The organism is Bradyrhizobium sp. STM 3557 (assembly GCF_045571465.1).
Lineage (GTDB): Bacteria > Pseudomonadota > Alphaproteobacteria > Rhizobiales > Xanthobacteraceae > Bradyrhizobium.
In genome coordinates this window covers 4,947,629-4,972,693 of sequence record NZ_CP120697.1, presented here as the reverse complement: position 1 = coordinate 4,972,693, position 25,065 = coordinate 4,947,629, and the positions used below count along the sequence as shown (strand labels likewise).

Sequence of the window (25,065 nt, the reverse complement as noted above, 5' to 3'; positions counted from 1 at the left end):
CGGGAAAGCCCCAGCCAGCCGATGGACAAGATGACCACGATCTCTCAACCTGATGATGCCACGGTCGCCCGCATGGGCGAGCCCGCGAGGTCTCGGACAGCGCGACGCGTGCGCAGCCTGTCGGACCGGGCCATCGCGTGGCTATTCGTGGCGCCGACGATCGCGCTCTTGCTGGCGATCAACATCTTTCCGCTGGCGTGGATGATCCGCCTGTCCTTCACCAGCTTGAATCTCAGCATGTCCTATCTGCCGCTGCGGTTCGTCGGCCTCGACAATTTCACCGACATCCTCGGCGATGAGGACGTCTGGCTCCGGCTGCAGACCACCGCGCAGTTCGTGATCTGGTCGGTCACTTTTCAGGTCATCATCGGGTTTGGCCTTGCGCTTCTGATCAACCGCCAGTTCCGCGGCCACAGCTTCTGGACCACGATCATCCTGTTGCCGATGATGCTGTCGCCGGCGGTGGTCGGCAACTTCTGGACCCTGCTGCTGCAGCCACAGATCGGGCCGTTCAACTATCTGATCAGCCTGTTCACGGGTGTGCCGCCGAGCACGTTCAGCATGACCGGGCAGGTCTCGCTCGCGCCCTGGACCATCGTGCTGGTCGACACCTGGATGTGGGCGCCCTACGTCATGCTGATCTGCCTAGCCGGGCTTCGGTCCATTCCCGACTACATCTACGAGGCAGCGGAAATCGATCGCGCCTCGGCCTGGCGGCAATTCTGGTCGATCACGCTGCCGATGGCGGTCCCGTTCCTGATGCTGGCGGTGCTGTTCCGCGCCATCGAGAATTTCAAGATGTTCGACATGGTCAACCTCCTGACCTCCGGAGGACCGGGATCGACCACCGAGCTGGTGTCGATCACGCTGAAACGCGCGGCATTCGAGAAATGGCGCACCGGCTATTCCTCGGCGCTCGCGATCATCCTGTTCGTGACCGTGTTCGGTGCCGCCAACATCTATGTCAAAGCGCTCAACAAGGTGAAGCAACGATGACCGCCGTTCTCGCCAAGTCCACTGCGCACTCCGTCGTCGAGGCATCGCCCCGTTCGAAGGCCGTGGCCAGCGGTCTCGTCATCCTTTACGCCGTGATCACGATCCTGCCGCTGCTCTGGATCGTCGCGACCGCGTTCAAGTCGCAGAGCGATGCGATCGCCTATCCACCCAAGGTGATCTTCGAGCCGACGCTGGAAGGCTACGTCAACCTGTTCACCGTGCGCACCCGCCAGACGCCGGATTTCATCGCCAAGCTGCCGCCGCCGGAGACCTGGTATGACAAGCTGGTGCGGCAGCGCGACATGGTGATCGCCGGACCATCGAAGGTCGTGCCGCGCTTCGTCAACTCGCTAATTATCGGGTTCGGCTCGACGTTCCTCGCCGTTTTTCTCGGCACGCTCGCAGCCTACGCCTTCTCGCGCTTCCGCATTCCGCTCGCCGATGATCTCCTATTCTTCATCCTGTCGACGCGGATGATGCCGCCGGTCGCCGTCGCGATCCCGATTTATCTGATGTACCGGCAGCTCAATCTGACAGACACCAGGCTCGGCATGATCCTGCTCTACACCGCCGTGAACGTCTCGCTCGCGGTGTGGCTGCTCAAGGGCTTCATCGACGAGATTCCGCGCGAATACGAGGAGGCTGCGCTGGTCGACGGCTACACGCGGCTGCAGGCGCTGCGCAAGGTGGTGTTGCCGCAGGCGGTCACGGGAATTGCGGCCACTGCGATCTTCTGCCTGATCTTCTCGTGGAACGAATACGCCTTCGCGGTCCTCCTGACGAGCGGCGAGGCACAGACCATGCCGCCCTTCATTCCCTTCATCATCGGCGAAGGCGGGCAGGATTGGCCGGCTGTTGCTGCCGCGACCACACTGTTCGTCGTCCCGATCGTCCTGTTCACCGTATTGCTGCGTAAGCATCTGCTCCGCGGCATCACCTTCGGAGCTGTGCGCAAATGACCGGCTCTGCGGTTGCCAAAGGTGGAGTGTCCCGCTGGTTCCGTCGCGGACCCTGGGAGGCGATCACAATGACCTTGATCGGAGGTGGCATCATCATGCTGGTGCAGCCATTGTCGGTCGATCTCTACAGCTATTCCTTCGTCACGATCCTCGCCGGCACGGTTGGCTACGTCGTCGTCAGCCATTTTCCGGAATAGGAACGGTCAACATGGCACAAATCCGCGTCGAAAATCTGCGCAAGTCGTTCGATCAGTTTACTGCCGTGCACGGCTCGACCTTCACAATCGGCGACGGCTCCTTCTTTGCAATGCTCGGCCCCTCCGGCTGCGGCAAGACCACCACGCTGCGCATGATCGCGGGCCTCGAGCTGCCGACCGAGGGCAAGATCCTGCTCGATGGTGAGGACGTGACGTTCCGCCGTGCTGCCGCCCGCGACATCGCCTTCGTCTTCCAGCTGTTCGCGCTCTATCCGCATATGAATGTCGCGGACAACATCGCGTTTCCCCTGAAATGCCAGGGCATGCCGAAGCGTGAGATTTCCGGGCGGGTGCAGGAGACCGCGCGGCTGCTCAGGATCGAGCACCTGCTGTCGAGCAAGACCTCCAAGCTTTCAGGCGGCGACCGGCAGCGCGTTGCGCTTGGGCGCGCCATGGTGAGGCGGCCAAAAGCCTTTCTGATGGACGAGCCGCTCGGTGCGCTCGATGCTGAGTTTCGCCATCTTATGTGCGGCGAGCTCCGCGACCTGCACGACCGCATCGGCGCGACCACGGTCTACGTGACGCATGACCAACTCGAGGCGATGTCGATGGCCGATCAGATTGCCGTCATGAACAGGGGGCACGTCGAGCAGATCGGCTCGCCGCAGGAGATCTATGATCGGCCGGCGAGCATGTTCGTCGCCGACTTCATCGGTTCGCCCTCCATGAACTTCCTTCGCTTCGAGGCCGGCCTGAGATCCGGCGATCGGGCCATTGTCTTCCATGACACGAGCCTCGCGATTCCGGAGATACGCCAGGATCGCGCGCCAGCGCCGCTGGCGCTCGGGGTCCGTCCGGAGCATATCCGCTTCGCGGATGGAGCCGCCGTCCGCGGCGAGGTATTCGGCGCGGAATATCTTGGCACCACACAGATCGTCACCGTCGATACGGCGCACGGACGCGTTGCCGCGCGGCTGCCGTCGAGCGCGTCGGTGCGGATCGGCGAGACGGTGGGTCTCGAATTCCGCTCGGAGAGGGTGGTCCTGTTCGATCTCGGCTCGGGCCTTGCCATACCGACCGCCAACGATGGGAGCGCGCACCATGGCTGAGGTCGCCTTACGAAGCATCACCAAGCGCTTCGGTGCCGTGGAGGCCGTGCGCGAGCTGTCATTGACGGTGAATGACGGCGAGTTCCTGGTGCTGCTCGGGCCGAGCGGCGCCGGAAAGACCACGACGCTGCGGCTGATCACCGGGCTTGAGACGCCGGATGCCGGTTCGGTCATGATCGATGGGCGAGATGTAACCTCCGACCCGCCCGGATCGCGCGACATCGCGTTCGTCTTCCAGCAATATTCGCTCTACCCGCACCTGACGGTCTACGACAACCTGGCCTTTCCGCTGCGCTCACCCGCGCGGCGCATGCCCGAGCCCATCATCCGCAAGCGGGTCGAGCAGACGGCGGAGCTGCTGCATATCGCAAGCAAGCTGAACAACCGTGCAACCCGCCTGTCCGGTGGCGAGATGCAGCGGGTCGCGATCGGCCGTGCCCTCGTGCGCGATCCCTCGATCTACCTGATGGACGAGCCCCTGTCGTCGCTGGACGCCAAGCTCCGCTCCGAGCTCCGCCTTGAGCTCAAGCGGATCCAGCTCGAGCTTGGGGCCACCATTCTCTATGTGACCCACGACCAGGTCGAGGCCATGACCATGGCCTCCCGGATCGGCGTGATCAAGGACGGCCAGCTTCTTCAGTGCGGCACGCCGCGTGAGATTTACGAAAGGCCGTCCTCAAGCTATGTCGCCTCGCGTCTCGGCACACCTCAGATCAATTTTGTGCCGGCCCGTCTGCTATCCGAGGTCGCCCTGCCGCTCGGAACGGAGATGGTCGGCATTCGCACCGAGCACTTGCGGATTGGCGCGCGCAATGGCGGCGCCATGGTCGGCCGCGTGCACCGGGTCGAGCATCTCGGCGAGCAGAATCATGTCCATCTGGACTATAGGGGCGAGACATTGGTGACTCTTGCGGACCCGCATCAGCCCCTGCATGTCGGTGAAGAAGTCGAATTGCACCTGATGCATCCGCTCTGCTTCGATCGGGCAGGGCAATGCATTCCTGCGCAGGTTCATTGAGAGGATTTTCCCAATGTCGATGCAAGCCGAGACGTTCAAATCGCTGGTCAAGGTGGCCGCCGAACAGGTCATCGCCAGTGCGCCGGAGCTCACGAGTCTGGATCAGGCGATCGGCGACGGCGATCACGGAACCAACATGAAGCGCGGCTTCGAAGCCGTGCTCGGCAAGCTCGATACGATCTCGGCGCAGCCGCTCGATGAGGCGCTGAAAATGATCGGCAAGACGCTGGTGATGACGGTCGGCGGTGCCTCCGGGCCGCTCTATGGCAGCTTCTTTCTGGCGGCCGGCGAAGCGCTCTCTCACGACAAGGAGCTGCCCGAGGATCTCGCCGACGTCTTCGGCAGCGGCGTGAATGCGGTGAGCGCGCGAGGCCGCTCACAGGCCGGCGAGAAGACCATGCTCGATGTGCTTGTTCCGGTCCTGCAAACACTGAAGACAGCGGCCGGTCAGCCGGATCTGATCGCGCGGGTGCGAACCACGGCAGCCGAAGCGGTCGAGCGAACCGCGCCGATGCAGGCCACCAAGGGGCGTGCCTCGTTCCTTGGAGCGCGCAGCATCGGGCACATCGATCCCGGCGCACGTTCGAGCTGCGTTCTCGTGCAGGCGGTCTGCGCGAGTCTGGAGGGACGGCAATGAGCGATACCGTCGGAATCGTGATCGTCTCGCATTCGAGGGATATCGCCAAAGGCACCGCCGATATGGTGCGGCAGATGGTCGGCAGCGAGGTCAAGGTCGCCTTCTGCGGCGGCAATCCCGATGGCGGGCTCGGCACCAGCGTTCCCTCGATCATCGAGGCCATCAATGATGCGTGGTCCGTCAAGGGTGTCGCGATCCTGGTCGATCTCGGCGGCGCCGAAACCAACAGCGAGATGGCGGTGGAAATGCTGGAGCCTGCGCGGCGCGATCACGTTGTCGTATGCAACGCGCCGATCGTCGAGGGCGCGGTGATGGCGGCGACCGAGGCGGCCGGTGGCAGCACATTGGCCCAGGTGAAGGCCGTGGCCGAGGAACTTTCTGCCGACTGAACTGTCGGCGAAGCGATGATGGAATATGACGATGCTGGATAAAGCGGACGGACAGATCTTCACGGGCAATGCGCGGCTGGTGCACGTCGTGGGCATGCATGCGCGCCCCGCGGTCAAGCTGACCAAGCTTGCCAAGAAGTTTCAGGCCCAGATTTCCGTCCGGGTCGAAGGCGCCGCCGAGTGGATCAATGCGAAGAGCGTGGCCAAGATCATGGCGATGCGCGCCGCGCACGGCAGCAACATCGAGATCAAAGCATCCGGCAGCGATGCCGAAGCTGCGGTTGCCGCGCTCGTCAACCTGGTCGAAGCCGATTTTCCTGACGAGGTGTCGTAAGATGCAGGGCGGTACTGCAGCGCTGGCCTACCGCGGCAGGACCGCCTCGATCGGCTTCGCCCATGGTCCGTTCGTTCGTGTCAACGCCGGCACCAGTGGCGCGCGGGTTGCAGGTTCGCTGGTCGAGGAGGCGCTCGCGCTTCGCAAGGCGATCGACGTGGCTAGCGGGCAGATCGCGGAGCTCGCCGCGATCGCCGGCGGCGAAGCTGCGCAGATACTCGAATTCCAGGTCGCGCTGCTGGAGGATGAGGATTTCATCGAAGCGATCTTCGCCGCGATCGGGGAGGGCGATGCTGCTGATGTCGCATGGCGTTCGGCGCTCGAAACGCAGATCGCGGATTACAACACGGCGGAAGACGAATATCTGAAGGCGCGCTCCTCCGATCTCGCTGATTTGCGCGATCGCGTGATGGTGATCCTGCGCGGCGGTGGCGGCCAGCGTCTGACGATTCCGAGCGGCGCCGTGGTCTGCGCCGACGACCTGCCGCCATCGCGGTTTCTGGAGATCGACTGGTCGGGCGGCGGCGGCTTGGCGCTGCTGCGCGGCAGCCCGACCAGCCATGTCGCCATGCTGGCGCGCGCGCGCGGCATTCCCATGGTGGTGCAGCTCGGCGCCGTCCCTGAGATCGGTGCCACCGCGCTGCTCGACGGTGAAGGCGCCACACTCGAGCTCGATCCCAGTGCAGAGCAACTCCGCCTGTTCGAGAAGAGGCGCGACATCCATCGCAAGAGCAGGGCTTCTGCCCGCGCGATCCTCAGGCGGCCGACGGCGTTGTGGCGCGGCGAGCGGATCAAGCTGTTCATCAATATCCAGCATGTCGATGATCTTGCCCACGCCGATGCGCAATATGCCGACGGCATCGGGTTGATGCGCACCGAATTTCTGCTCACCGGCCAGGGAGGCCCGCCCGACGAGGAAACCCAGTTCGCCGCCTATGATGCGGTCTTGCGTTGGGCCGGGCAGCATCCGGTCACGATTCGCACCTTCGATGCCGGCGGTGACAAGCCGGTGCCGGGATTTACGATAGACGGCGAAGCCAATCCCTTTCTCGGCGTTCGCGGCTTGCGGCTTTGCCTGGCACGGCCCGAGATCTTTGCCGTCCAGCTCCGCGCGCTGGCGCGTGCAGCCGTGCGCGGCAACCTCAAGGTTATGTTTCCGATGGTCACCTCGGCCGACGAGCTCGAGGCGGGACGGAAGCTGTTCGCCGAAATCGTGCAGCGCTTGCAGGCCAATGGCGTTGCCGCGATGCTTCCCGAACTGGGAATCATGGTCGAGGTCCCGGCAGCGGCTCTGGCGGTCAACAGCTTCAATGCGGCCTTCTTCTCAATCGGATCGAACGATCTCGCGCAATATGTCCTTGCCTGCGATCGTTCCAATGGAGCTCTTGCCCCCTTGATGGATCCCTTGCATCCGGCCGTGCTCGAGCTGATTGCGCGGACTGCGGAGCACGGACGGCGCGCCGGCGTCAGCGTCAGTCTGTGCGGCGACATGGCGAGTGACCCGCGCTGCCTGTCTGCGCTGTTGAACTGTGGCCTGCGCGAACTATCCGTGAACACGTCGGCGCTCGCGCAGATCAAGCAGACGATCGATCAGCTGAGCAGCGGAGGTGGCTTTGGCTGATACGGCGAGCGATGAACCGGCGGAATCCGGCGCTGTTGCGGTTTACAAGCGCATCTTCAAGGAGGTGCTGGAGAGCCGTCCTTCGGGCATGCGGCTTCGCCTCGCCCACGCCATGGGGAAGAACCGCAGCTTTGTCAGCCAGATCAGCAATCCAGCCTATCCGGTGCCGATCCCCGTGCAGCATCTCAACACGATCTTCGACGTCTGCCACTTTCCACCGCCGGCCAAGGCGGCCTTCCTGCGCGCCTATGCGCGCGCGCATCCGCGCAGGATCGGTCGGCTGACCGAAGGCTCGCATGAGCGGACCTTGACGCTGCACTTGCCGGATCTCGGCAGCACCAAGCGCAACGCGGAGCTGGATGCGCTACTCCAGGAATTCGCACGGCGCCTCGTTGCCATCATGCGGGAAAAATAGCCGAGCGTTTCAGAGGGACGAAGCGGGAGGAGACAATGAAGAAATTCTTCAATTCGGTCGATAGCGTGCTCGCAGAGAGCCTCGATGGGTTCGCGGCCGCGCACGCCGATCTCGTCGCGCTCGGCGCGGAGCGGAAATTCGTGCGGCGTCGGGAGCCGAACCCGAAGAAGGTCGCGCTCGTTTCCGGCGGCGGCAGCGGGCATGAGCCGCTGCATGCGGGCTTCGTCGGCTACGGCATGCTGGACGCCGCCTGTCCCGGCCAGGTCTTCACGTCGCCGACGCCGGACCAGATCGTCGAGGCCGCGCAGGCGGTTGCCGGTGAGGCCGGCGTGCTGTTCATCGTGAAGAACTATGCGGGCGACCGCATGAACTTCGAGATGGCGGCCGAGATTGCCGAGGGCCGCACGGCGACGGTCGTGACGGACGATGACGTCGCGGTCGAGAATTCCACGCACAGCATCGGGCGCCGCGGCGTCGCTGGCACGCTGATCGTCGAGAAGATCGTCGGCGCGGCTGCAGAGAGGGGCCTCGACATTGACGGCTGCGTTGCTCTTGGCCAGCGCGTCAATGCGCGGACCCGCTCGATGGGCGTGGCGCTGACGAGCTGCACGGTCCCGGCGGCGGGCACGCCGACCTTCTCGCTTGGCGAGGACGAGATGGAGATGGGGGTTGGTATTCACGGCGAACCGGGACGTCGACGCGTCAAGCTGGAGCGCGCTGACGCAATTGCGGACGAGATGACCACGGCCATCGTGCAGGAACTCGACGCGCGAGACGGGGCCGAGGCCCTCCTGCTCGTTAACGGATTTGGCGGGACGCCGATGATCGAGCTCTATCTGATGTACAATGCGGCGCGCCGGATGCTGGAGAGGCGGGGTTTGCGCATCGCTCGCTCGATGGTCGGCAGCTTCGTGACCTCGCTGGACATGGCCGGGTGCTCGCTCACCGTGAGCCTGCTCGATAGCGAGACCACAGCACTCTGGGATCATCCCGTGCGCACGGCCGCATTGAAATGGTAACCGCCGCGATGGTCGGCCGCTGATTTTCAGATCGCGCCCTCGCCGACGATCGGCTGGGGTCTCGTCATCCATGGCTGCTTGCGGCTCACCCTCGCTGAAACTTGCCGTGTCCTCCAAGGACGGCATCAAGTGATGCTGCGCCAGCAGACCTTTCGTCCCCACCACCCTTCGGGCCGTCGTCTGATTTGATTAAGCTTTTTGCTCGATTCCGCGCACCTGATTTGGCGGATGCCGAAATCCCGGCAGACGTCCATCAGCGGCCGGGACGACCAAGCGAAAGCGTTCTTCCATGGCCGAACTCGCGTCCCACGGCATCCGCGGCGGTACCCACTCATGCGCGGCATTCGCCAGAGGCATCGCTTTTAGCTTAGAGCGTGGCCGGCCAACCCGTATACCCACGGCTCGCCATCTGTTCGATTCAGGAATTGCCGTCCCTTGGACATGGTGGTGACGGTGTCGCTCATGCTGAGCCCGCTCTGCTGAAGAAAGTCGGCAAAGGGACCCGTCTGCTCTCGCGTATCGACGCGGGCGAACTGTCCGGCGAGATCCTTGAGATGCACGGCCGCGAGATGGATCGCGTCACAATCATTGCTGGCTACGATGGGGCCGATTACGCGACCACGACCAAATTCGCGGTTCATTGAGTAGCCGACGATCTCACCGCGGCGCTTCAGCGTGAAGATCGAAGCATTCTCCGCAAGCAGAGCAAGCAGCCTCTTCCGATTGACTCCGACCGCACGCTCATCGAGTGCTGCAACCTTCTCAAGATCGTCGGCTGAGGAGGGGCCCAGTTCACCGCCGCCGAGAGCTGGCAGCATGGGGACAGGCACCATGACGTCTCCCTGCCACTGAAACACAGTCGCTTCCTTCTTGAAGCCGAGCGAAAGATAGAGGTGATACGCCGCATCGGTCGAGTTCAGGCTCAAATTCCGGCCAGCACAGCGCTCAAAGACCTGTTCCATCAGCCATCGCCCCGTGCCTTGTGCTTGGGTGCGGGGCGACGTGATCACCAAACCAATTGTCGCAAATTCCCGGCCATGTGGAAACCACATGGCGCTGCCGAAGACGCGTCCTATGCCATCAACGGCCACGATGCCCTGACCCGCGCGGCGCAAGAGGTCCCAATCCTTGGGTCGATGCGGCCAGCCAATCCCGATCGAGAGCGCGTGAAGCAGCTTTACATCAACTTCGTGGATGTCCTTCGCGGTCAGTTCAAAGGACTTCACGCGTACCGTTCGTCCCATTCGACCCATCCGTTTCTAAGCCCGCGGCACACCGTTTGGCGAACGTCTGCTGCGGTACGGCCAACCGTGTTCGCAGCAGCATAGCGCGGAAGGCCAGCAGGTTTCGCCTGTTTGGGGGTGGGTATTCGCAACGTTCCGCCTGTAGCGCAATAGGATTCAGCAGCGAAAACTGCTGCTTGGGGCTAGCCTTTGGAAGCCCGGGAATAGCGTCGGCGGGTGGCCCGGCGAATGATCAAGAATTCTTCGCAAAGTTCGCCAAATCCCCGAACGGTCAGTTGGGTACAGATGGTTGCCGGAATGCCGAGGGGGCTCAGTGCTCAGTAATCCGGGGCGAGGACATGGAAGGACTACGTCGGTGGCGTTCCTTTTCAATTCTGATGCCGCGCGCGGGGCAATTTTCCGGCAGGTCTTTGCGCGCGAGCTCCCGGATCTCGAATTCCACCTCTCCAGCGAAGGCGTCGACCCGGACAAAGTAAGATACTTGCTGACTTGGAACGTGCCGGGCGATCTCTCGCGTTTTCGCAATCTGGAAGTGCTGTTTTCCATCGGTGCGGGGGTTGATCAGTTCAAGCCGGACACCGTGCCTAGCCACGTGAAGCTCGTGCGCATGATCGAGGACGGCATCATACGCATGATGCAGGAATACATCGTCCTTGGCGTGCTGACGCTCCATCGCGAGATGCTTGCATATCGGGAGCAGCAGAGAAGAGGCCTCTGGCAAGCTCTTGCGGCCTCCCAGGCGGCCGATCGGCGGGTTGGCTTCCTTGGCCTTGGCATGCTGGCGCGAGCCGCAATCGATCGCCTGAGGCCGTTTCAGTTTCCCCTTGCCGCGTGGAGCCGCAGCAAAAAAGCGGTCGAGGGTGTCACCTGCTTTCATGGCGAAGATCAGCTTGGCAATTTTCTGGAGCGAACGGATATTCTCGTCTGTCTTCTGCCCCTGACGGAGCAGACCCGCGGCATTCTGAACGCAAAGCTCTTCTCGCTGCTGCGGATAGGAGCGAGACTGCTGCACGTTGGCCGGGGTCCGCAGCTGGACACAGTCGCGCTCGTCGAGGCCCTCAACAGCGGCCGCCTGGCAGCGGCCATGCTCGACGTCACCGATCCCGAGCCGCTGCCGGAGAGCCATCCGCTTTGGTCGCATCCACAGGTGATCATAACGCCGCATATCGCGTCCGTGACGCAACCGCTTACGGCGGCCCAATCCGTCATTGAAAACATCCGGCGCCACCGCGCCGGGAAAGATCTGGTCGGCCTTGTCGACCGAACCCTCGGCTATTAGTCAGGAAAGATGCTATGTCACTTCTGATCACCATCGACCCCCATCCGGACTTCGCACCAAAGAATGCCGTGCCCGCTCCGGAACGGCTCATTTCGGGCAATCCATCCTTCAAGACCTGGGCGCAGGATGCCTCGAAAGGCGAGAAGGTGCTGACCGGCGTCTGGGAAGCGACGCCCGGTGAGACCCATTCCATCAAGGGCACCACCTTCGAGTTCTGCCACATCATTTCGGGTCTTATCGAAATCGAGGAAAAGGGTGGTGAGACCAAGACATACCGCGCCGGCGACAGCTTTGTGATGAAACCCGGCTTTGTCGGTGTCTGGCGCACCATCGAGACCGTGCGAAAGATCTACGTCTGCCATTATGACTGAGCGCGATGCTCGGGGCGTTCCCAACACGCTGCCGCCAGAACAATCGACTTTTCGAGCCGGCATCTGACCGGCTCCAACGCCGTCAGGCCATTCATTCTCGATGAAAAATGCGGCGCGCGGTCCGGTATCGCTCAGACAGGACCGCTTTGTCTCGCCAATCGCAATCCCAGGCAGCGACGGCGGGGGGACTCGAACACCAAGGGAAAGAGTAGATGATCGCATTGAAGGACAGGGACCTGCTTCGCCAGCAAGCGCTGATCGGCGGTCATTGGCGGGATGCGAGTAGAAGAGCGACTGTCAATGTCATCGATCCTGCTAGCCAGGGCATCCTTGGCACGATCCCCGACATGGGGCGCGACGAGACCAGGACAGCGATCAACGCCGCGGCCGATGCCTTCAAACGTTGGAAGGCCAAGGCTCATGTAGAACGTGCAGCATTGCTGGAGCGTTGGTATGAGCTGATGCGGCGCCATGAGCTGGATTTGGCGCTGCTGCTGACGCTGGAGCAGGGCAAGCCGCTCGCTGAATCGTTCGGGGAAATCCGCTATGGAGCCTCCTTCGTCAAATGGTTTGCGGAAGAGGCGCGGCGGATCAATGGATCGACGATCCCTTCACCCACTGTTGATCGCCGTATTCTGGTCCTGAAAGAGCCGGTCGGCGTCTGCGGTATCATCACGCCCTGGAATTTCCCCAACGCGATGATTACGCGCAAGGTGGCCCCCGCGCTTGCCGCGGGCTGCACGGTGGTGATCAAGCCTTCTGAATTCACGCCGTTTTCGGCACTCGCAATCGGCGTTCTGGCGGAACGGGCAGGGATTCCGCCGGGCGTGATCAATATCGTGACCGGCATGCCGGCGGAGATCGGCAACGAGCTGATGGCCAATGAAACGGTCCGCAAGATCTCCTTCACCGGATCCACTCGCGTCGGCTCCTTGCTGATGAGAGGCGCGGCCGACAACATCAAGAGATTGAGCCTCGAGCTCGGCGGCAACGCGCCATTCATCGTGTTCGATGATGCCGATATCGACCTTGCGGTCGATGGAGCGGTTGCGTCGAAATTCCGTAATGGCGGACAGACCTGCGTCTGCTGCAATCGCATTCTCGTGCAGTCAGACGTTTACGACACTTTTGCAGAGAAGCTCGCCAGCCGCGTCGCGAAAATGAAGGTCGGCCCCGGCACGGAAGACGGCGTCGCAATCGGGCCGATGATCAATGGCGCGGCAATCGAAAAGATCAAGCGCCACGTCACGGACGCGCTGGACAAGGGTGCAAAAATCATCTCTCAGAGTGAGGCGATGCCGGAAGGTCGGCAATATGCCCGCCCCGTCGTGCTCGGTGACGCGAACACCGAGATGCTGCTCGCTTCAGAAGAGACGTTCGGACCGGTCGCGCCGCTCTTCCGCTTCGAGACCGAGGACGAGGCGATTGCGATCGCAAACGGGACGCCATTCGGCCTTGCCGCCTACTTCTACACTGAAAACCTCAGGCGCTCTTGGCGTGTTGCGGAAGCGCTGGAATTCGGCATGGTCGGCTTGAACACCGGCCTGATCTCGACTGAGGTTGCGCCGTTCGGCGGCGTCAAGCAGTCGGGCCTCGGACGCGAGGGATCCCAGCTTGGGATAGAGGAATATCTCGAGATCAAGGCGCTCCATGTCGGCGGGCTGGATTGAGAGATCGATCGGCCAATCGGCTGAGGCAAAAAAGGGCGGTTGAACCGCCCTTTTTCGTCGCAACGCACTCCGACGCAGCGTGCAGTCACGCGCTCTTACGAAGGGACTCCAATCCGACGGCCGCAGCAAGCCCGCCGATGCCATCGACCTCGGTGTACTCGTAGAACGGGTTCGGCGGCTCGTGACCGCGGTTCACCCATACCTTGCTTTTGATCCCCAGGTCGTAGGCGGTCATCAGGTCGTAGCGGAACGAGGAGGAGACGTGGGTGATATCCTCCGGGCCGCAGCCCAGCTTGTCCAGCATATACTCGAAGCCCTTCATCTGCGGCTTGTAGGCGCCGGTCTCCTCGGCCGTGATGACCATGTGAAAGGGAGCGCCTAGCTTCTCTACGTTCGACATGATGAGGTTCTTCATTGAGTTCGACAGGATGACCAGCGGTATCTCCTTGGCAACCTTGGCCAGACCCGCCGGCACGTCGGCATGTGGACCCCATGTGTGGATCTCTTCATTGATGCGCTCGGCATGCTCCGGCCGAAACGCGATACCGTTGCGCTTGCACGCGCGCTCCAGCGCATTGTGTACGACCTCGAAATACGGCTTCCAGGCGCCGAGAACCTCGTCCAGGCGGTAGGCGGAAAAGTCCTTGATGAGCCTCGCCAGTGCCGTGGACGAAAGCTCCGATCCGTAGACTCTCCTCGTCGCGCCGGCCATGTCGAAATTCGTCAGCGTGCCGTAGCAGTCGAACGTGATGTATTTTGGTCTGAATGTCGCCATGTCTCGAATCCTTCCGATCTCACGTACCGCTTGCGGATACGACAAGCATGATAACGGCAGCCGACAAGATAAAGCGCCGCTGTAGCGGCGGTCAGGAGCAGATTGTGTCGTATCAGATGGGAGCTTTGGCAGGAGTCGCGCAGAGGGCGTTTTGAGCTAGGGCGGCAGCGCCGAGCTATCGGCACAAGATGCGGCGTTGATCGCCAATGTTAGTCAGAATCCCTTCACCCCACGGGATGCTCAGGAGGAACTTCTGTCTGCGATATCCTACATTGGATCCGAAACGTCAGGGCTTAAGCACACTTTGATCCTATGAGCGCTGGGTTGATCTGGAGGATAATTTGCTGAGCAACTCGCTGATTGAGCTCGACCGCGCGCATCTGATTCACCCGGTCGCATCCTATCGCGGCCACGAGGCGTCGGGTGTGCGGGTGCTGAAATCGGCAAACGGCGCGACGCTGACCGATGTCTCGGGACGCCAACTGCTCGATGGCTTCGCGGGCCTCTGGTGTGTCAATGCGGGCTACGGGCAGGAGAGCGTCATCGAAGCTGCCACCAGGCAGCTGCGCGAACTGCCTTACGCGACCGGCTATTTCGGGATGGGCTCCGAGCCGGCCATCCGGCTTGCCGCTAGGCTCGCCGAACTGGCGCCTGGTGATCTGAATCATGTTTACTTTACCTTAGGTGGCTCCGATGCCGTCGACAGCACGATCCGATTCATTCGGTTCTATTATCATGCGAAGGGCACGCCACAGAAGGACCAGTTCATTTCGGTCGAGTATGGCTATCACGGATCGTCGACGGCAGGGTCTGGCTTGACCGCGCTGCCCGCGTTTCACGCCGGCTTTGGCGTGCCTTACAGCTGGCAGCACAAAATTCCATCGCACTATGCTTATCGCAATCCCGTCGGTCCTTATCCCCAGGCCATCGTTGCTGCCTCCGTTGCGGCCCTGCGAGCGAAGATCGCCGAACTCGGCGCAGATCGCGTTGCCGCCTTCTATGTCGAGCCGATACAGGGCTCGGGAGGCGTCCTCGTTCCGCCGCCGTCCTGGCTGAAGGCCATGCATGCTGTTTGCAAGGAGCACGATATTCTGTTCGTTGCCGATGAGGTCATCACCGGGTTTGGCCGTACCGGTCCGCTCTTCGCCTGTGAAGAGGAGAATGTCGTGCCGGATCTCATGACGACAGCAAAAGGGCTGACGTCGGGCTATGTGCCGATGGGAGCCGTTCTCATGTCCGACCACGTCTACAACATTATTGCCGAGGGCGCCGGCCAGACGGCCGTCGGCCACGGCTACACCTATTCCGCACATCCCGTCAGTGCAGCCGTCGGGCTCGCGTGCCTTGACCTCTACGAAAATGGCTTGCTGGAAAACGGCAGGAAGGCGGGGCATCGCCTGATGGAAGGCCTTCGCGCACTTGCCGATCATCCGCTTGTTGGCGATGTCCGCGGTCGCGGCATGCTGGCCGCGATCGAGCTCGTCACCGACAAGCAGCGCAAGACGCCGTTGCCGGCGGAAGCCGATGCGGCGCGCCGCATTTTCGACCGCGCATGGGATAACGGACTCGTCATCCGCGCTTTTGCGCAGGGCGTGATCGGGTATGCGCCGGCGCTCTGCTGCAGGGATGGCGACATCGACGGCATCATCGAACGGACAAGCACCACGCTCGACCAAACGCTCGAAGACAGGGACGTCCGCGCGGCGATGAAAGGATAGGCACCGCGCCTGCGGAAGCGGAGGATTGTTCTTCAGCTATTGAATATGCTTTCGAGCGGCAGATGAGATTTCACGATCGGGGACTTCAGCACGACGAAGCTGAAGTACTTGTCGATGCCGATATCCATCTCGACGAGGCGTTCCATCATGGCCTGGTATTCGCTGATCCCTGCCGTGATGAACTTGACGAGATAGTCGTACCCGCCCGAAACGAGATGGCATTCGACGACAGAATCGATCTTTTCGATCGTGGTAAGGAAGCGCGCGAAATCGATCTGCCGATGATTCTTCAGCGTGATTTCGGCGAAGACCGTCAGAGTCTGTCCGAGCTTGGAGACGTCGATCTGGGCGGAATAGCCCGTGATGAAGCCCTCGGTTTGGAGCCTCTTGACGCGCATCAGGCATGGGCTCGGGGAAAGGTTTATCAATTCTGCGAGCTCGACGTTGGAAATCCGCCCGTTCTTCTGTAGTTCGCACAGAATTCTGATGTCGATCTTATCGAGCTTCATAGCAGTGCCGTGAGATAGGGCGACCAGAGCGAGAAATCTTGAGGCAACAGCCTCATACGCACTGTGATAGCATCAATCAGCATACTTTCCCACCGGGGCCGTGGAGCTGCTTTCAGAACTCGCTGACCTTGCCCCAGGCGCTCATTCTCAGCCGCTCCGGCCTGTAGGGATGCGGGTCGACGATCGGTGCACGACCGCTAATGATGTCGGCGATCATATGGCCCGCGCCGGGACCAATCCCGAATCCGTGGCCACTGAATCCCGCCGCAAGGATGAAGCCCGGAATCGATTCAACTTCACCGATTGCTGGAATGCCATCCGGCGTGCTGTCGATGTAGCCGGCCCAGACGCTAGAGATGGCGACGCGCCGGAACTCCGGCAGCAATTCGCAAGCTCGTCGATGTGTTAGCCGAATCTGCCTCATGTCGGGGCGCGGATCGAGCATCCGATTCAGCTCCATCGGGGTTACCTCATCGAGCCGCCATTTCGCCAGCGATTCATGACCGTGCCGCAGGCCCTCAAATGCCCCGGGGCTAAGACTTCGCCAACGGCGGGCGAACATGGGCAGGAATTGGCGGCCGAATCTGAACTGCTGCGGCGTCGGATCGACGCGCGCGCGCCCACTGATTGCCAGGGTGTAACCGCCGTTGCCACGTCGTGTGAGCGACACGAGCGTAGTATGCAGGGCATCAGGCAGGCCGGCCGCACCAGGAGCTACAGCGAGAATGGACTGGCGCACGGAGACCTGCGGGAAACGAATCCCAAGCTGGTTGCAGAATGAAGAAGCCCACGCGCCTCCCGCCATGACCACTGTCTTCGTCCGGATCGTGCCCGCTTCGGTCACCACTCCGTTGACCCGGCCTGCACTGAGTTCGATGCCCCGAGCCGCGCATTGCTGGTGCACCGTGCCACCCGCCGCCATGATCGCACGCGCGGCAACGGGCACCGCCTTCGAAGGATCTGCCGTTCCGTCAGTTGGAGAGAAGACGCCGCCTTTCCACTTGCGGCCGGTCGCCTTGCCTCGCTCGCTCGCCTCTTCCGCGCTCAGCATGTGCGTCGTAACGCCGACGGTCCTGGCAAAGTCTCGCCACTTTGCCCAGCCCGCCAGCTCATTATCGTCGTTTGACAAATACAGAAGGCCGCAGCGACGGAAGCCGGTATCTTCGCCGGTCTCCTGGGCAACGCGCTCCCAGAGATCGAGGCTCTTGGTTGCGATCGGCAGCTCGCGCGCATCGCGGTTCTGTTGCCGGCACCATCCCCAGTTGCGGCTGGACTGCTCGGCGGCGATACGGCCCTTTTCGACCAATGCCACCTTTACGCCGCGGCGGGCGAGATAGTAACTCGTGAATACGCCCACCACTCCGCCGCCGATGATAACGACATCTGCCTCTTTAGGCAGCAATGGACTGGACTCGATGTTCATGAGTGGCGCGCTCATTGCACGGGACTCCGGTGGTTGCCGTATCCTAACCGCGAAATTGCGGCAGGCGCCTCGCCGACTTTCGTGATTGGACGGAATATCCTGCGGTTTGCTGCCTCTGTTTCAGGCCATTGTTGCGAAAACACTTTGCTCGACTCGTGAGTCTGGAGACCGCGCACACCCTCCGCAATCGGATCGCCTCCGATCATGCGTAGCCCACGCGCGGCTCCCGCGCGCCCGCCGGGAGGCTTGGCGGCGCAGACTGAAATGCCAAATCGGACTCCATTTTCAGAAGTTCGTGCTGTTCATCTGGCACGTTTCGGCGACACTGGGGTGATTGAAGAAGTCAGACTTGTGAATACCGGGTCAATGTCGATCAGCGGGGCAGAAGCGTGAAAGGTAATACTGGATGAGCCTTGTCCAGGAAAAGACCTTCGCGGAGGCAATCAAGTTGGACGCCGATGGTAGCTCCACGGACTTCCATTCATTCATCGAGTTGGCCTCTCGACCGAAGATCCGGACTGAGCGACGGCTTTGCCTCTCGAGCACACAGCGCTGAATCATGTCGCAGTTTCCGATCGGGCAGTGGCAGAATGCGCGGCGAACTGCTGACCTGTCCGCGCATCGCAGTCGCGAAAAGGGCGGAAGAGCCAATCCGCGGCGTGGTGACCCGGCGCGATTGAAAGGGGAGAATGTTCAGATGGCCGCTGCCCCTGAGAATGTAGCCGAAGATGTGGCACTCTCGGTGCGCGACCTGACCGTGAGCTTGCCGGCAGGTATGGAGCGGGTGCAGGCCGTCGAGAACGTCTCCTTTGATCTGAAGCGCGGTCAGATCCTGTGCATCATCGGGGAATCAGGATCGGGCAAGTCGGTCACGGCCAATGCCATCATGGGCCTCTTGCCCAAGACGATCCGTGTGTCCTCGGGAGCAATCCATCTCGAAGGGATGAACCTCGTAGGGCTCTCACCGGACAGGCTGCGCGACCTGCGCGGCCGAGTCGTCTCGATGATCTTCCAAGACCCGCTCTCCGCGCTCAATCCGCTGATGACTGTAGGCGAACAAATCGAGGAGGTGATGGCTGCACACGCGGTCGGCAGCCCGAAGACCCGTCGCAGCCGAGCCATTGAGTTGTTGATCGAAGTGGGGTTGCCCGATCCGCCGCTGATGTATCACCAGTATCCATTCCGGCTCTCGGGCGGGCAGCGTCAGCGGGTCATGATCGCCATGGCTCTGGCTCTCGAGCCCTCGATCCTGATCGCGGACGAGCCGACCACGGCCCTCGACGTGACGACCCAGGCACAGATCCTGCAGCTGATCCGCGACATTCAGCGACGCAAGGGAATGAGCGTGATGTTCATTACCCATGACTTCGGAGTTGTGGCGGAGATTGCCGATTCCGTCGTGGTGATGGAGAAGGGCCGTTGCGTGGAGCAGGGCAGTGCCGAGCAGGTACTGAAGTCGCCAAGTCACCTCTATACGCGCCGCCTGATCGCGGCCGTGCCGCATCTGACTGGCAAGGACCGGATTCCAGCGGAAGCGGCTGCCAAGACCTCCATCCTGCAGGTCGAATGTCTCGTCAAGACCTATCGCAGCGGCAGCGCGCTTTTTCGCACGCAGCGGATCGTGCCTGCAGTGAACGAGGTGTCGTTCGATCTCGCGCCGGGACGCACGCTCGGCGTGGTCGGAGAAAGCGGCTCCGGCAAATCGTCCCTTGGCCGACTGCTGATCAAGCTCCTGGACAGCGACAGCGGCGCCATTCTGTTCGAGGGGCGTGACATTGCAAGGCTTTCCGAAGCCGAGTTTCGACCACTGCGGTCCAAGATCCAGATGATCTTCCAGGATCCTTTCGCCTCACTCAATCCACGTTCGACGATCGGTCAAATTCTGACCGTCGGTCCGATTGCGCATGGAATGCCTTACAAGAAGGCTTGTGAGCAGGCGCGCGAGCTGCTGTCCCACGTCGGTCTGGATGCAGGAAGCTTCAGCCGCTATCCGCACGAGTTCTCAGGCGGTCAGCGCCAGCGTATCGGCATCGCTCGTGCGTTGATGTTCAAGCCGAGACTGCTGATCGCTGACGAAGCGGTCTCCGCGCTCGACGTATCGATCCAGGCGCAAATCCTGAAGCTGCTGGACCAGATCCAGCGGGAGACCGGCGTCTCGATGATCTTCATCACACATGATCTGCGCGTCGCCAGTCAGATCTGCGATGAAATCGCCGTCATGCATCGAGGGAAGATCGTCGAACGTGGACCGCCGTCGCAGATTTTCCTGAACCCGAAATCCGCCTACACGCGTGAACTCGTCGCTGCGATTCCGGGGGAGCAGCCGAGTGACGCCAGAGAGGGTGGAAGTCGGTCGACACTGGCCGGGACATAGCCACAAATGAGGAGGGGTCATGACTGAAGCTCAAGCTGCATCGAACTACTCGCGGCGTAGTGCACTCCGATTGATGATCGCCGGGGCGGCCGGCCTCGGTGCATCCAATCTGCTGGGCAGGCCTGCCTTCGCTCAGATTGCTCCGGCGAAGCCGACCGGCCGCATCGTCGTCGGGCTCGGACAGGAGCCGACCGTATTCAACCCGCTGATGGTGCATATCGAGGTGGATGATGGCGTGCATTTCTCGCTGTTCGACGCGCTCTTCCGTATCGACCCAAAAGGCGAAATCCAGCCTAATCTCGCGGTAGAAGTCCCCAGCCCGAAGAATGGCGGCATATCGGAAGACGGCCTCAAGTGGCACATCCGCCTGCGCGACAATATTCGCTGGCACGACGGCAAGCCTTTTACGGCCGAGGATGTGAAGTTCACCCTGGAGTTGATCACCAACCCCGGCTTCCGGAGCTGGCGCACGGCCGGGCATGCGCTCGTACGCGATATCACGGTGGTATCACCTACCGAGATCACGTGGCGGATGGAGGAGGCTTTTGCGCCCTATCTGTCGTTCCTGACCGAGACCTTCATGGTGCCCAAGCATGTTCTCGAGAAGGAGGCCAACATAAACAACGCGGCGTTCAACCAGGCGCCGGTCGGCACCGGCCCGTTCAAGTGGGGCCAGCGGGTGGCCGGCGATCATCTCGAGCTGGTGGCCAATCCCGATTATTTCGGAGAAGGCCCTCATATCGAAAGGCTGGTCTTCAAGTACATTCCCGACCTCACTGTCCTCTACACCCAGTTCAAGAGCGGCGACGTCGATCTTGTCGGCCAGCCCTACATCACGCCGGATCATTATGGTGAAGCGCGGAACCTGCCGAACCGCGTCGTGACGCTGGTGCCACGAACGTCATTCGAGTCCTTCTACCTGAATCTGGAGCGTCCGCAGTTCAAGGAGCTTGCCGTTCGCGAGGCCCTTTACGCCGCGATCGACAAGGAGGCGATCATCCAAGGGCTCTACTACGGAGTGCCGAGCCCGACAGAAACGTTCATGCCGAAGCAGTCCTTCTACTTCAACCCCAATCTGCAACCGCACGAATATAACGTGAACCGCGCGGGCCAGATTCTCGACAATGCAGGCTGGCTCCCGGGCCGCGATGGCATCCGCACCAAGGACGGCGTCCGTCTGTCCTTCGCCAACTCGACCACTTCGGGCGATCCCCTCCGCGAACAGGTGCAGCAGTTCCTGCAGCAGACATTTGCGCAGCTGGGCGTCGAGATGAAGATATCGAACCTGCCGGCCGCCGTGATGTGGGGCGAGTTCTGGATGCAGTCGCAATTCGATTCCGTGATCGTCGGCAGCTCGTACCTGATCGGCGCCGATCCGGACGTCACCAATCGCCTGCACTCGCGTTCGATCGGAGCGAAGGGCGGGCGCGGCTCGAACAATGCGCAGTATACAAATCCGGAGGTCGATGCTCTGCTCGACAAGGGCGCGCGGACCTTCGATCCTGAAGCCCGGCGCGCGATCTACTATCGCATCCAGGAACTTGTCCGTCGCGACCTGCCCTTCCTTCCGCTGTACCAGAGCAATGCGGTTGAAGGTCTCAAGAAAGGGATCAACGGATTCGTGCCGAACGGCAATACGCGCACGGAATCCTGGAACGCGCTCGCTTGGTATTGGGCGAGCTGACGTCCCGAAGGTGGAGCCGCCATCGCTCAACGACGGCAGCGAACAGTAAGTCAAGGTAAGATGGAGAGCTCGAATGTCCGGGTTCCTGTTCAACCGTCTCTCGCAAAGTATCGTGTTGCTGGTGATCGTTTCGATCATCGGCTTCACGATCCTCAGTCTCATGCCGGGTGGTCCTCTCGCACAGTTCGGGCTCGATCCGGGCATGACTCAGAAGGACGTTGAGCGGCTCGCAGCGCAGCTGGGGCTGAACCGGCCGCTGTGGCTCCAGTATCTTGACTGGGCTTGGCGGTTGATTCAGGGCGACTGGGGACACTCATTCCGCGACGGCTCTCCGGTGCTGGCGGTAATTGGCCGGCATCTCTTGGCGACGCTGCTGCTGATGGGCACGTCGACCGCCCTCGCGATCGCGCTCGGCACCTGGATCGGAATCCGCAGCGCCACTCACCGGTATTCCCTCTTCGACTATTCGGCGACCGTCGGCGCCATGATAGCGCTGTCGATCCCGACCTTCTGGTTCGGTCTCGTGGGCATCTACGTCTTTTCCCTGAAGCTCGGCTGGGTGCCTGCCGGCAACATGTACACCATTGGCAACGCGTCGGTGCTGGACTATCTGCACCACCTGATCCTGCCCGCTGCCGTGCTATCCCTGGTTCATGTCGCGGTCTGGAGCCGTTACATGCGGACGGCGACACTCGATTCGCTCTGCCAGGATTTCGTCAAGACGGCCCGTGCGAAGGGCGTGACCGAGCGCCGCATCTTGCTCAAGCATGTCGTGGGTAATGCGCTCTTGCCGATGATCACATTGGCAGGGATGCAGTTGCCTAGCATTCTGACCGGCGCCTTAGTGACCGAAACCGTCTTTACCTGGCCGGGCATGGGCCGGCTGTTCCTCGACAGTCTCGGTTACAGCGACTATCCGGTCGTGATGGGCCTGCTGATATTCTCTGCAATCCTGGTCGTGCTGGGCAATTTGATCGCAGACATCCTCGTCGCTGTTGTCGACCCTCGCATTCGCTTGAGCTGAAGACCGAGCTTCGTGCCTGCCAAAAGGAGTCCGCAGCCATGACCACTATCGCCGCCGACTTGCCTCCAATTCGCTGGTGGCACAGCCGTTTGGTGAGCCGCTTCATGCGCCACCATCTCGCTCTTCTCGGACTTGCGATGATCGCCTTGCTCGTTCTGGCGTGCGCCATCGGCCCTTATGCCTTGCCCTACGATTCGCTTCATATTGATCTGCGCGCCCGCTTTGCTCCTCCGCTGACCGGTCATCATTATTTTGGCACCGACCCGCTGGGGCGAGACTTGGCTGCCCGATTATTGATGGCCGGGCGGGTCTCGCTGCTGGTGGGGTTCTCCGCGATGTTGCTGTCGACTCTGATTGGGACGCTGGTCGGGCTGACGGCAGGCTATCGCGGCGGTTGGCTCGGTGCGGCCTTGATGCGCACGGTCGACGGCTTCCTTTCGTACCCGTCCATCTTCCTGGTGCTGGCGCTCGCAGCAACGCTGCGACCGAGCCCCGTCATGATCACGATCATTATCGCCGTCACCAGCTGGATGGAGTCTGCCCGCATCGTCGAGGCCGAGGTCCGCTCGCTGCGCGAGCGCGAGTTTGTCCAGGCTGCGCGCATGGTCGGGCTTAGCGGGAGGCACATCATGTTCCGCGAGATCCTGCCCAACGCCATGGGTCCAATCATCGTCGCCGCAAGCCTGACCGTCGCGCGTGCAATTCTGCTAGAAGCCTACATCAGCTTCCTCGGCTATGGCATCCAGCCGCCGCTGCCCAGCTGGGGCAACATGCTCAATGGAGCCCAGCAGTACCTGGCGAGCGCTCCATGGCTCGCCATCATTCCCGGTGCTGCAATTACCATTGCCGTGACGAGCTTCAACTTCATCGGCGACGGCCTGCGAGATGCCCTCGACGTCCGAAACGACCACATTTGAAACCGAGCTCAACACGAGCCGAGGCCGATCGCAGAGCCGCGCCTGAAGATAAGAGGATCAAAGACATGCACGCGCCGGGAGTCACCGAGAAGGCTATGCCCTATTGGTGGGAAGCCGCCCCGCCTAAGGAGCTGCCTCAGCAGCCATTGCCCAAGAAGCTCGACGTGCTGATCGTGGGTGCTGGCTATGCCGGGCTTTCGGCCGGGTTGGTGTTGGCGCGTGAGGGACGCTCGGTTGCTGCGTTCGATGCGATGAATCCGGGGGAGGGAGCGTCTACGCGCAACGGTGGGATTACCAGCGGATCCATTCGGCCTGACCACGCGACGCTCACACGGCGGTTTGGCGAGGAGAAGGCGTTGGCGATCGAGGCGGAAGGCAAGGCCGCACGCGAGTTCCTCTATGATTTCATCAAGACGGAAGGGCTCGCCTGCGACTTCAAGCCCGTCGGGCAGTTCAAAGGCGCCTTCGGATATGAACAATACGAAGCCATGGCGCGTACCGCCGAGAGGCTCGCGAAGAGGCTGGGGATCGAGGCTCACGCTGTTCCTTATGCCGAGCAGCGCAATTACATCGGCACCGATGTCTACCGTGGCGGTACGGTTCGGATGGACATCGGTGGGCTGCATCCGGCGAAATTCCACGCCGAGCTGCTGCGCGTGGCACTCGCTTCGGGGTTGATCGTCCACGGGAGAACACCCGTCGTCTCAGTAGAGAAGGATGACGCGGGATTCCGCGTCGTGACCGCGGCCGGCTCGGTACAGGCGCGTCAGGTGCTGGTTTGTACGAACGGTTACACCGACGGCGCTGTGCCCTTCCTGCGCCGCCGGCTGGTCCCGGTTCGCAGCCGGATCATCGCGACCGAAGAGCTCGCGTCGGACGTCATGGCGCGGCTGATGCCGAAACGCATGATGATCACCGAGAACCGCGAGGTCGGCTTCTATTATCGACCCTCGCCGGACGGCAAACGTATTCTGCTCGGCGGACGCGACAGCTCCCGCCTCGGTGATCCAGTGGCCCCGAAGCTGCTTTTACGCAAGGGTCTGGTCAATCTGTTTCCGGAATTGGAGAGCGTTCGCCTCTCACACAACTGGTTCGGCAATGTCGCCATGAACCGCGACATGATTCCCCGCATTTTCGAGAAAAACGGAATTGTCTACGCCACCGGCTTCTGCGGTTCGGGCGTCGTCTGGGCGCCATGGGTCGGTATGCGTGCGGCTCACAAGCTGATGGGACAACACGAGCGGGCACGTACTGCCTTTGATTTCCGGCCGCCGGCCTTCATCCCGTTCTATCGCGGCAATCCCTGGTTCATGCCTGCCTTCATTCAAACCTATCGCATGCGCGACCGGATTGCGCTGCGGCGCGCCAGCCGCTGACAGCAGA

24 protein-coding genes are annotated in these 25,065 nt (G+C 61.8%); 20 read left to right on the top strand and 4 right to left on the bottom strand.

What is annotated here, in order from left to right; translation table 11 throughout:
* Nucleotides 1–72: 72 nt before the first annotated feature.
* The 11 genes from P6U24_RS22805 (at nt 73) to dhaK (ending at nt 8,694) form a co-directional block, all read left to right on the top strand.
* Entirely contained in the window at nt 73–996 is a 924-nt protein-coding gene (locus P6U24_RS22805) for a carbohydrate ABC transporter permease (RefSeq protein ID WP_407160556.1), read from the top strand.
* On the top strand, nt 993–1,955 hold the full coding sequence (locus tag P6U24_RS22800) for a carbohydrate ABC transporter permease (RefSeq protein ID WP_407154744.1): 963 nt from the start codon (nt 993–995) through the stop codon (nt 1,953–1,955). The genes P6U24_RS22805 and P6U24_RS22800 overlap by 4 nt, the downstream gene beginning before the upstream one ends.
* A 68-nt stretch (nt 1,956–2,023) precedes the next feature.
* A complete protein-coding gene (locus P6U24_RS22795; RefSeq protein ID WP_407154743.1) occupies nt 2,024–2,152 on the top strand; it encodes a hypothetical protein in 129 nt (42 codons plus the stop codon).
* 11 nt (nt 2,153–2,163) lie between these two features.
* Complete coding sequence (locus P6U24_RS22790) at nt 2,164–3,261, top strand: ABC transporter ATP-binding protein (RefSeq protein ID WP_407154742.1); 1,098 nt, start codon at nt 2,164–2,166, stop codon at nt 3,259–3,261.
* Complete coding sequence (locus P6U24_RS22785; protein WP_407154741.1) at nt 3,254–4,279, top strand: ABC transporter ATP-binding protein; 1,026 nt, start codon at nt 3,254–3,256, stop codon at nt 4,277–4,279. The genes P6U24_RS22790 and P6U24_RS22785 overlap by 8 nt, the downstream gene beginning before the upstream one ends.
* A gap of 13 nt (nt 4,280–4,292) precedes the next feature.
* Entirely contained in the window at nt 4,293–4,916 is a 624-nt protein-coding gene (dhaL, locus tag P6U24_RS22780; RefSeq protein ID WP_407154740.1) for a dihydroxyacetone kinase subunit DhaL, read from the top strand.
* Entirely contained in the window at nt 4,913–5,305 is a 393-nt protein-coding gene (dhaM, locus tag P6U24_RS22775; protein ID WP_407154739.1) for a dihydroxyacetone kinase phosphoryl donor subunit DhaM, read from the top strand. The genes dhaL and dhaM overlap by 4 nt, the downstream gene beginning before the upstream one ends.
* Nucleotides 5,306–5,336: 31 nt before the next feature.
* Entirely contained in the window at nt 5,337–5,639 is a 303-nt protein-coding gene (locus P6U24_RS22770) for an HPr family phosphocarrier protein (protein ID WP_407154738.1), read from the top strand.
* Between the two features lies 1 nt (nt 5,640).
* Nucleotides 5,641–7,260: a phosphoenolpyruvate--protein phosphotransferase gene (ptsP, locus tag P6U24_RS22765; protein ID WP_407154737.1), complete on the top strand. Its 1,620-nt coding sequence runs from the start codon at nt 5,641–5,643 to the stop codon at nt 7,258–7,260.
* Complete coding sequence (locus P6U24_RS22760; RefSeq protein WP_407154736.1) at nt 7,247–7,675, top strand: hypothetical protein; 429 nt, start codon at nt 7,247–7,249, stop codon at nt 7,673–7,675. The genes ptsP and P6U24_RS22760 overlap by 14 nt, the downstream gene beginning before the upstream one ends.
* Nucleotides 7,676–7,710: 35 nt before the next feature.
* Nucleotides 7,711–8,694 carry a dihydroxyacetone kinase subunit DhaK gene (gene dhaK, locus P6U24_RS22755; protein WP_407154735.1) on the top strand — a complete coding sequence of 328 codons (984 nt, stop codon included), beginning with the start codon at nt 7,711–7,713 and terminating at the stop codon, nt 8,692–8,694.
* A 362-nt stretch (nt 8,695–9,056) separates the two neighbouring features.
* Here dhaK and P6U24_RS22750 read toward each other — a convergent pair whose 3' ends face one another.
* Entirely contained in the window at nt 9,057–9,938 is an 882-nt protein-coding gene (locus P6U24_RS22750) for a GNAT family N-acetyltransferase (RefSeq protein ID WP_407154734.1), read from the bottom strand.
* 355 nt (nt 9,939–10,293) lie between these two features.
* Here P6U24_RS22750 and P6U24_RS22745 point away from each other — a divergent pair, with 355 nt between their 5' ends.
* From P6U24_RS22745 to P6U24_RS22735, 3 genes are all read left to right on the top strand, one after another.
* The gene (locus tag P6U24_RS22745; RefSeq protein ID WP_407154733.1) at nt 10,294–11,217 is read left to right on the top strand and encodes a 2-hydroxyacid dehydrogenase; all 924 of its coding nucleotides are present in this window, start codon (nt 10,294–10,296) and stop codon (nt 11,215–11,217) included.
* Nucleotides 11,218–11,231: 14 nt separating this feature from the next.
* The gene (locus P6U24_RS22740) at nt 11,232–11,588 is read left to right on the top strand and encodes a cupin domain-containing protein (RefSeq protein WP_407154732.1); all 357 of its coding nucleotides are present in this window, start codon (nt 11,232–11,234) and stop codon (nt 11,586–11,588) included.
* A gap of 212 nt (nt 11,589–11,800) precedes the next feature.
* Nucleotides 11,801–13,258, top strand: coding sequence for an NAD-dependent succinate-semialdehyde dehydrogenase (locus P6U24_RS22735; protein ID WP_407154731.1), 1,458 nt, complete (start codon nt 11,801–11,803; stop codon nt 13,256–13,258).
* 85 nt (nt 13,259–13,343) lie between these two features.
* On the opposite strand, the gene P6U24_RS22730 is transcribed toward P6U24_RS22735, so the two are convergent.
* Entirely contained in the window at nt 13,344–14,033 is a 690-nt protein-coding gene (locus P6U24_RS22730) for a haloacid dehalogenase type II (protein WP_407154730.1), read from the bottom strand.
* A gap of 341 nt (nt 14,034–14,374) precedes the next feature.
* Here P6U24_RS22730 and P6U24_RS22725 point away from each other — a divergent pair, with 341 nt between their 5' ends.
* Nucleotides 14,375–15,751, top strand: a complete 1,377-nt coding sequence (locus tag P6U24_RS22725; RefSeq protein ID WP_407154729.1) for an aspartate aminotransferase family protein — start codon at nt 14,375–14,377, stop codon at nt 15,749–15,751.
* Nucleotides 15,752–15,783: 32 nt separating this feature from the next.
* Here P6U24_RS22725 and P6U24_RS22720 read toward each other — a convergent pair whose 3' ends face one another.
* Together P6U24_RS22720 and P6U24_RS22715 are read right to left on the bottom strand one after the other, a co-directional pair.
* A complete protein-coding gene (locus P6U24_RS22720) occupies nt 15,784–16,260 on the bottom strand; it encodes an Lrp/AsnC family transcriptional regulator (protein WP_407154728.1) in 477 nt (158 codons plus the stop codon).
* Nucleotides 16,261–16,372: 112 nt separating this feature from the next.
* Entirely contained in the window at nt 16,373–17,698 is a 1,326-nt protein-coding gene (locus P6U24_RS22715) for an NAD(P)/FAD-dependent oxidoreductase (RefSeq protein ID WP_407154727.1), read from the bottom strand.
* Nucleotides 17,699–18,380: 682 nt separating this feature from the next.
* On the opposite strand from P6U24_RS22715, the gene P6U24_RS22710 reads away from it, so the two are divergent.
* From P6U24_RS22710 to P6U24_RS22690, 5 genes are all read left to right on the top strand, one after another.
* On the top strand, nt 18,381–20,057 hold the full coding sequence (locus tag P6U24_RS22710; RefSeq protein WP_407160555.1) for an ABC transporter ATP-binding protein: 1,677 nt from the start codon (nt 18,381–18,383) through the stop codon (nt 20,055–20,057).
* 19 nt (nt 20,058–20,076) lie between these two features.
* Entirely contained in the window at nt 20,077–21,741 is a 1,665-nt protein-coding gene (locus P6U24_RS22705; RefSeq protein WP_407154726.1) for a peptide ABC transporter substrate-binding protein, read from the top strand.
* A 73-nt stretch (nt 21,742–21,814) separates the two neighbouring features.
* Entirely contained in the window at nt 21,815–22,765 is a 951-nt protein-coding gene (locus tag P6U24_RS22700; RefSeq protein ID WP_407154725.1) for an ABC transporter permease, read from the top strand.
* Nucleotides 22,766–22,803: 38 nt separating this feature from the next.
* Nucleotides 22,804–23,682 (top strand): ABC transporter permease, encoded by an 879-nt coding sequence (locus P6U24_RS22695; protein WP_407154724.1) that lies wholly within the window; start codon nt 22,804–22,806, stop codon nt 23,680–23,682.
* A 65-nt stretch (nt 23,683–23,747) separates the two neighbouring features.
* Nucleotides 23,748–25,058, top strand: a complete 1,311-nt coding sequence (locus P6U24_RS22690; protein WP_407154723.1) for an NAD(P)/FAD-dependent oxidoreductase — start codon at nt 23,748–23,750, stop codon at nt 25,056–25,058.
* The last annotated feature ends 7 nt before the right edge of the window (nt 25,059–25,065 follow it).

Excerpts from the sequence above, each read along its gene's own strand:
- P6U24_RS22805 (WP_407160556.1), top strand. The coding sequence starts at position 73 with ATGGGCGAGCCCGCGAGGTCTCGGACAGCGCGACGCGTGCGCAGCCTG.
- P6U24_RS22800 (WP_407154744.1), top strand. The coding sequence starts at position 993 with ATGACCGCCGTTCTCGCCAAGTCCACTGCGCACTCCGTCGTCGAGGCA.
- P6U24_RS22795 (WP_407154743.1), top strand. The coding sequence starts at position 2,024 with ATGACCTTGATCGGAGGTGGCATCATCATGCTGGTGCAGCCATTGTCG.
- P6U24_RS22790 (WP_407154742.1), top strand. The coding sequence starts at position 2,164 with ATGGCACAAATCCGCGTCGAAAATCTGCGCAAGTCGTTCGATCAGTTT.
- P6U24_RS22785 (WP_407154741.1), top strand. The coding sequence starts at position 3,254 with ATGGCTGAGGTCGCCTTACGAAGCATCACCAAGCGCTTCGGTGCCGTG.
- dhaL (WP_407154740.1), top strand. The coding sequence starts at position 4,293 with ATGTCGATGCAAGCCGAGACGTTCAAATCGCTGGTCAAGGTGGCCGCC.
- dhaM (WP_407154739.1), top strand. The coding sequence starts at position 4,913 with ATGAGCGATACCGTCGGAATCGTGATCGTCTCGCATTCGAGGGATATC.
- P6U24_RS22770 (WP_407154738.1), top strand. The coding sequence starts at position 5,337 with ATGCTGGATAAAGCGGACGGACAGATCTTCACGGGCAATGCGCGGCTG.
- ptsP (WP_407154737.1), top strand. The coding sequence starts at position 5,641 with ATGCAGGGCGGTACTGCAGCGCTGGCCTACCGCGGCAGGACCGCCTCG.
- dhaK (WP_407154735.1), top strand. The coding sequence starts at position 7,711 with ATGAAGAAATTCTTCAATTCGGTCGATAGCGTGCTCGCAGAGAGCCTC.
- P6U24_RS22750 (WP_407154734.1), bottom strand. The coding sequence starts at position 9,938 with ATGGGACGAACGGTACGCGTGAAGTCCTTTGAACTGACCGCGAAGGAC.
- P6U24_RS22740 (WP_407154732.1), top strand. The coding sequence starts at position 11,232 with ATGTCACTTCTGATCACCATCGACCCCCATCCGGACTTCGCACCAAAG.
- P6U24_RS22735 (WP_407154731.1), top strand. The coding sequence starts at position 11,801 with ATGATCGCATTGAAGGACAGGGACCTGCTTCGCCAGCAAGCGCTGATC.
- P6U24_RS22730 (WP_407154730.1), bottom strand. The coding sequence starts at position 14,033 with ATGGCGACATTCAGACCAAAATACATCACGTTCGACTGCTACGGCACG.
- P6U24_RS22720 (WP_407154728.1), bottom strand. The coding sequence starts at position 16,260 with ATGAAGCTCGATAAGATCGACATCAGAATTCTGTGCGAACTACAGAAG.
- P6U24_RS22715 (WP_407154727.1), bottom strand. The coding sequence starts at position 17,698 with ATGAGCGCGCCACTCATGAACATCGAGTCCAGTCCATTGCTGCCTAAA.
- P6U24_RS22710 (WP_407160555.1), top strand. The coding sequence starts at position 18,381 with ATGGCCGCTGCCCCTGAGAATGTAGCCGAAGATGTGGCACTCTCGGTG.
- P6U24_RS22705 (WP_407154726.1), top strand. The coding sequence starts at position 20,077 with ATGACTGAAGCTCAAGCTGCATCGAACTACTCGCGGCGTAGTGCACTC.
- P6U24_RS22700 (WP_407154725.1), top strand. The coding sequence starts at position 21,815 with ATGTCCGGGTTCCTGTTCAACCGTCTCTCGCAAAGTATCGTGTTGCTG.
- P6U24_RS22695 (WP_407154724.1), top strand. The coding sequence starts at position 22,804 with ATGACCACTATCGCCGCCGACTTGCCTCCAATTCGCTGGTGGCACAGC.
- P6U24_RS22690 (WP_407154723.1), top strand. The coding sequence starts at position 23,748 with ATGCACGCGCCGGGAGTCACCGAGAAGGCTATGCCCTATTGGTGGGAA.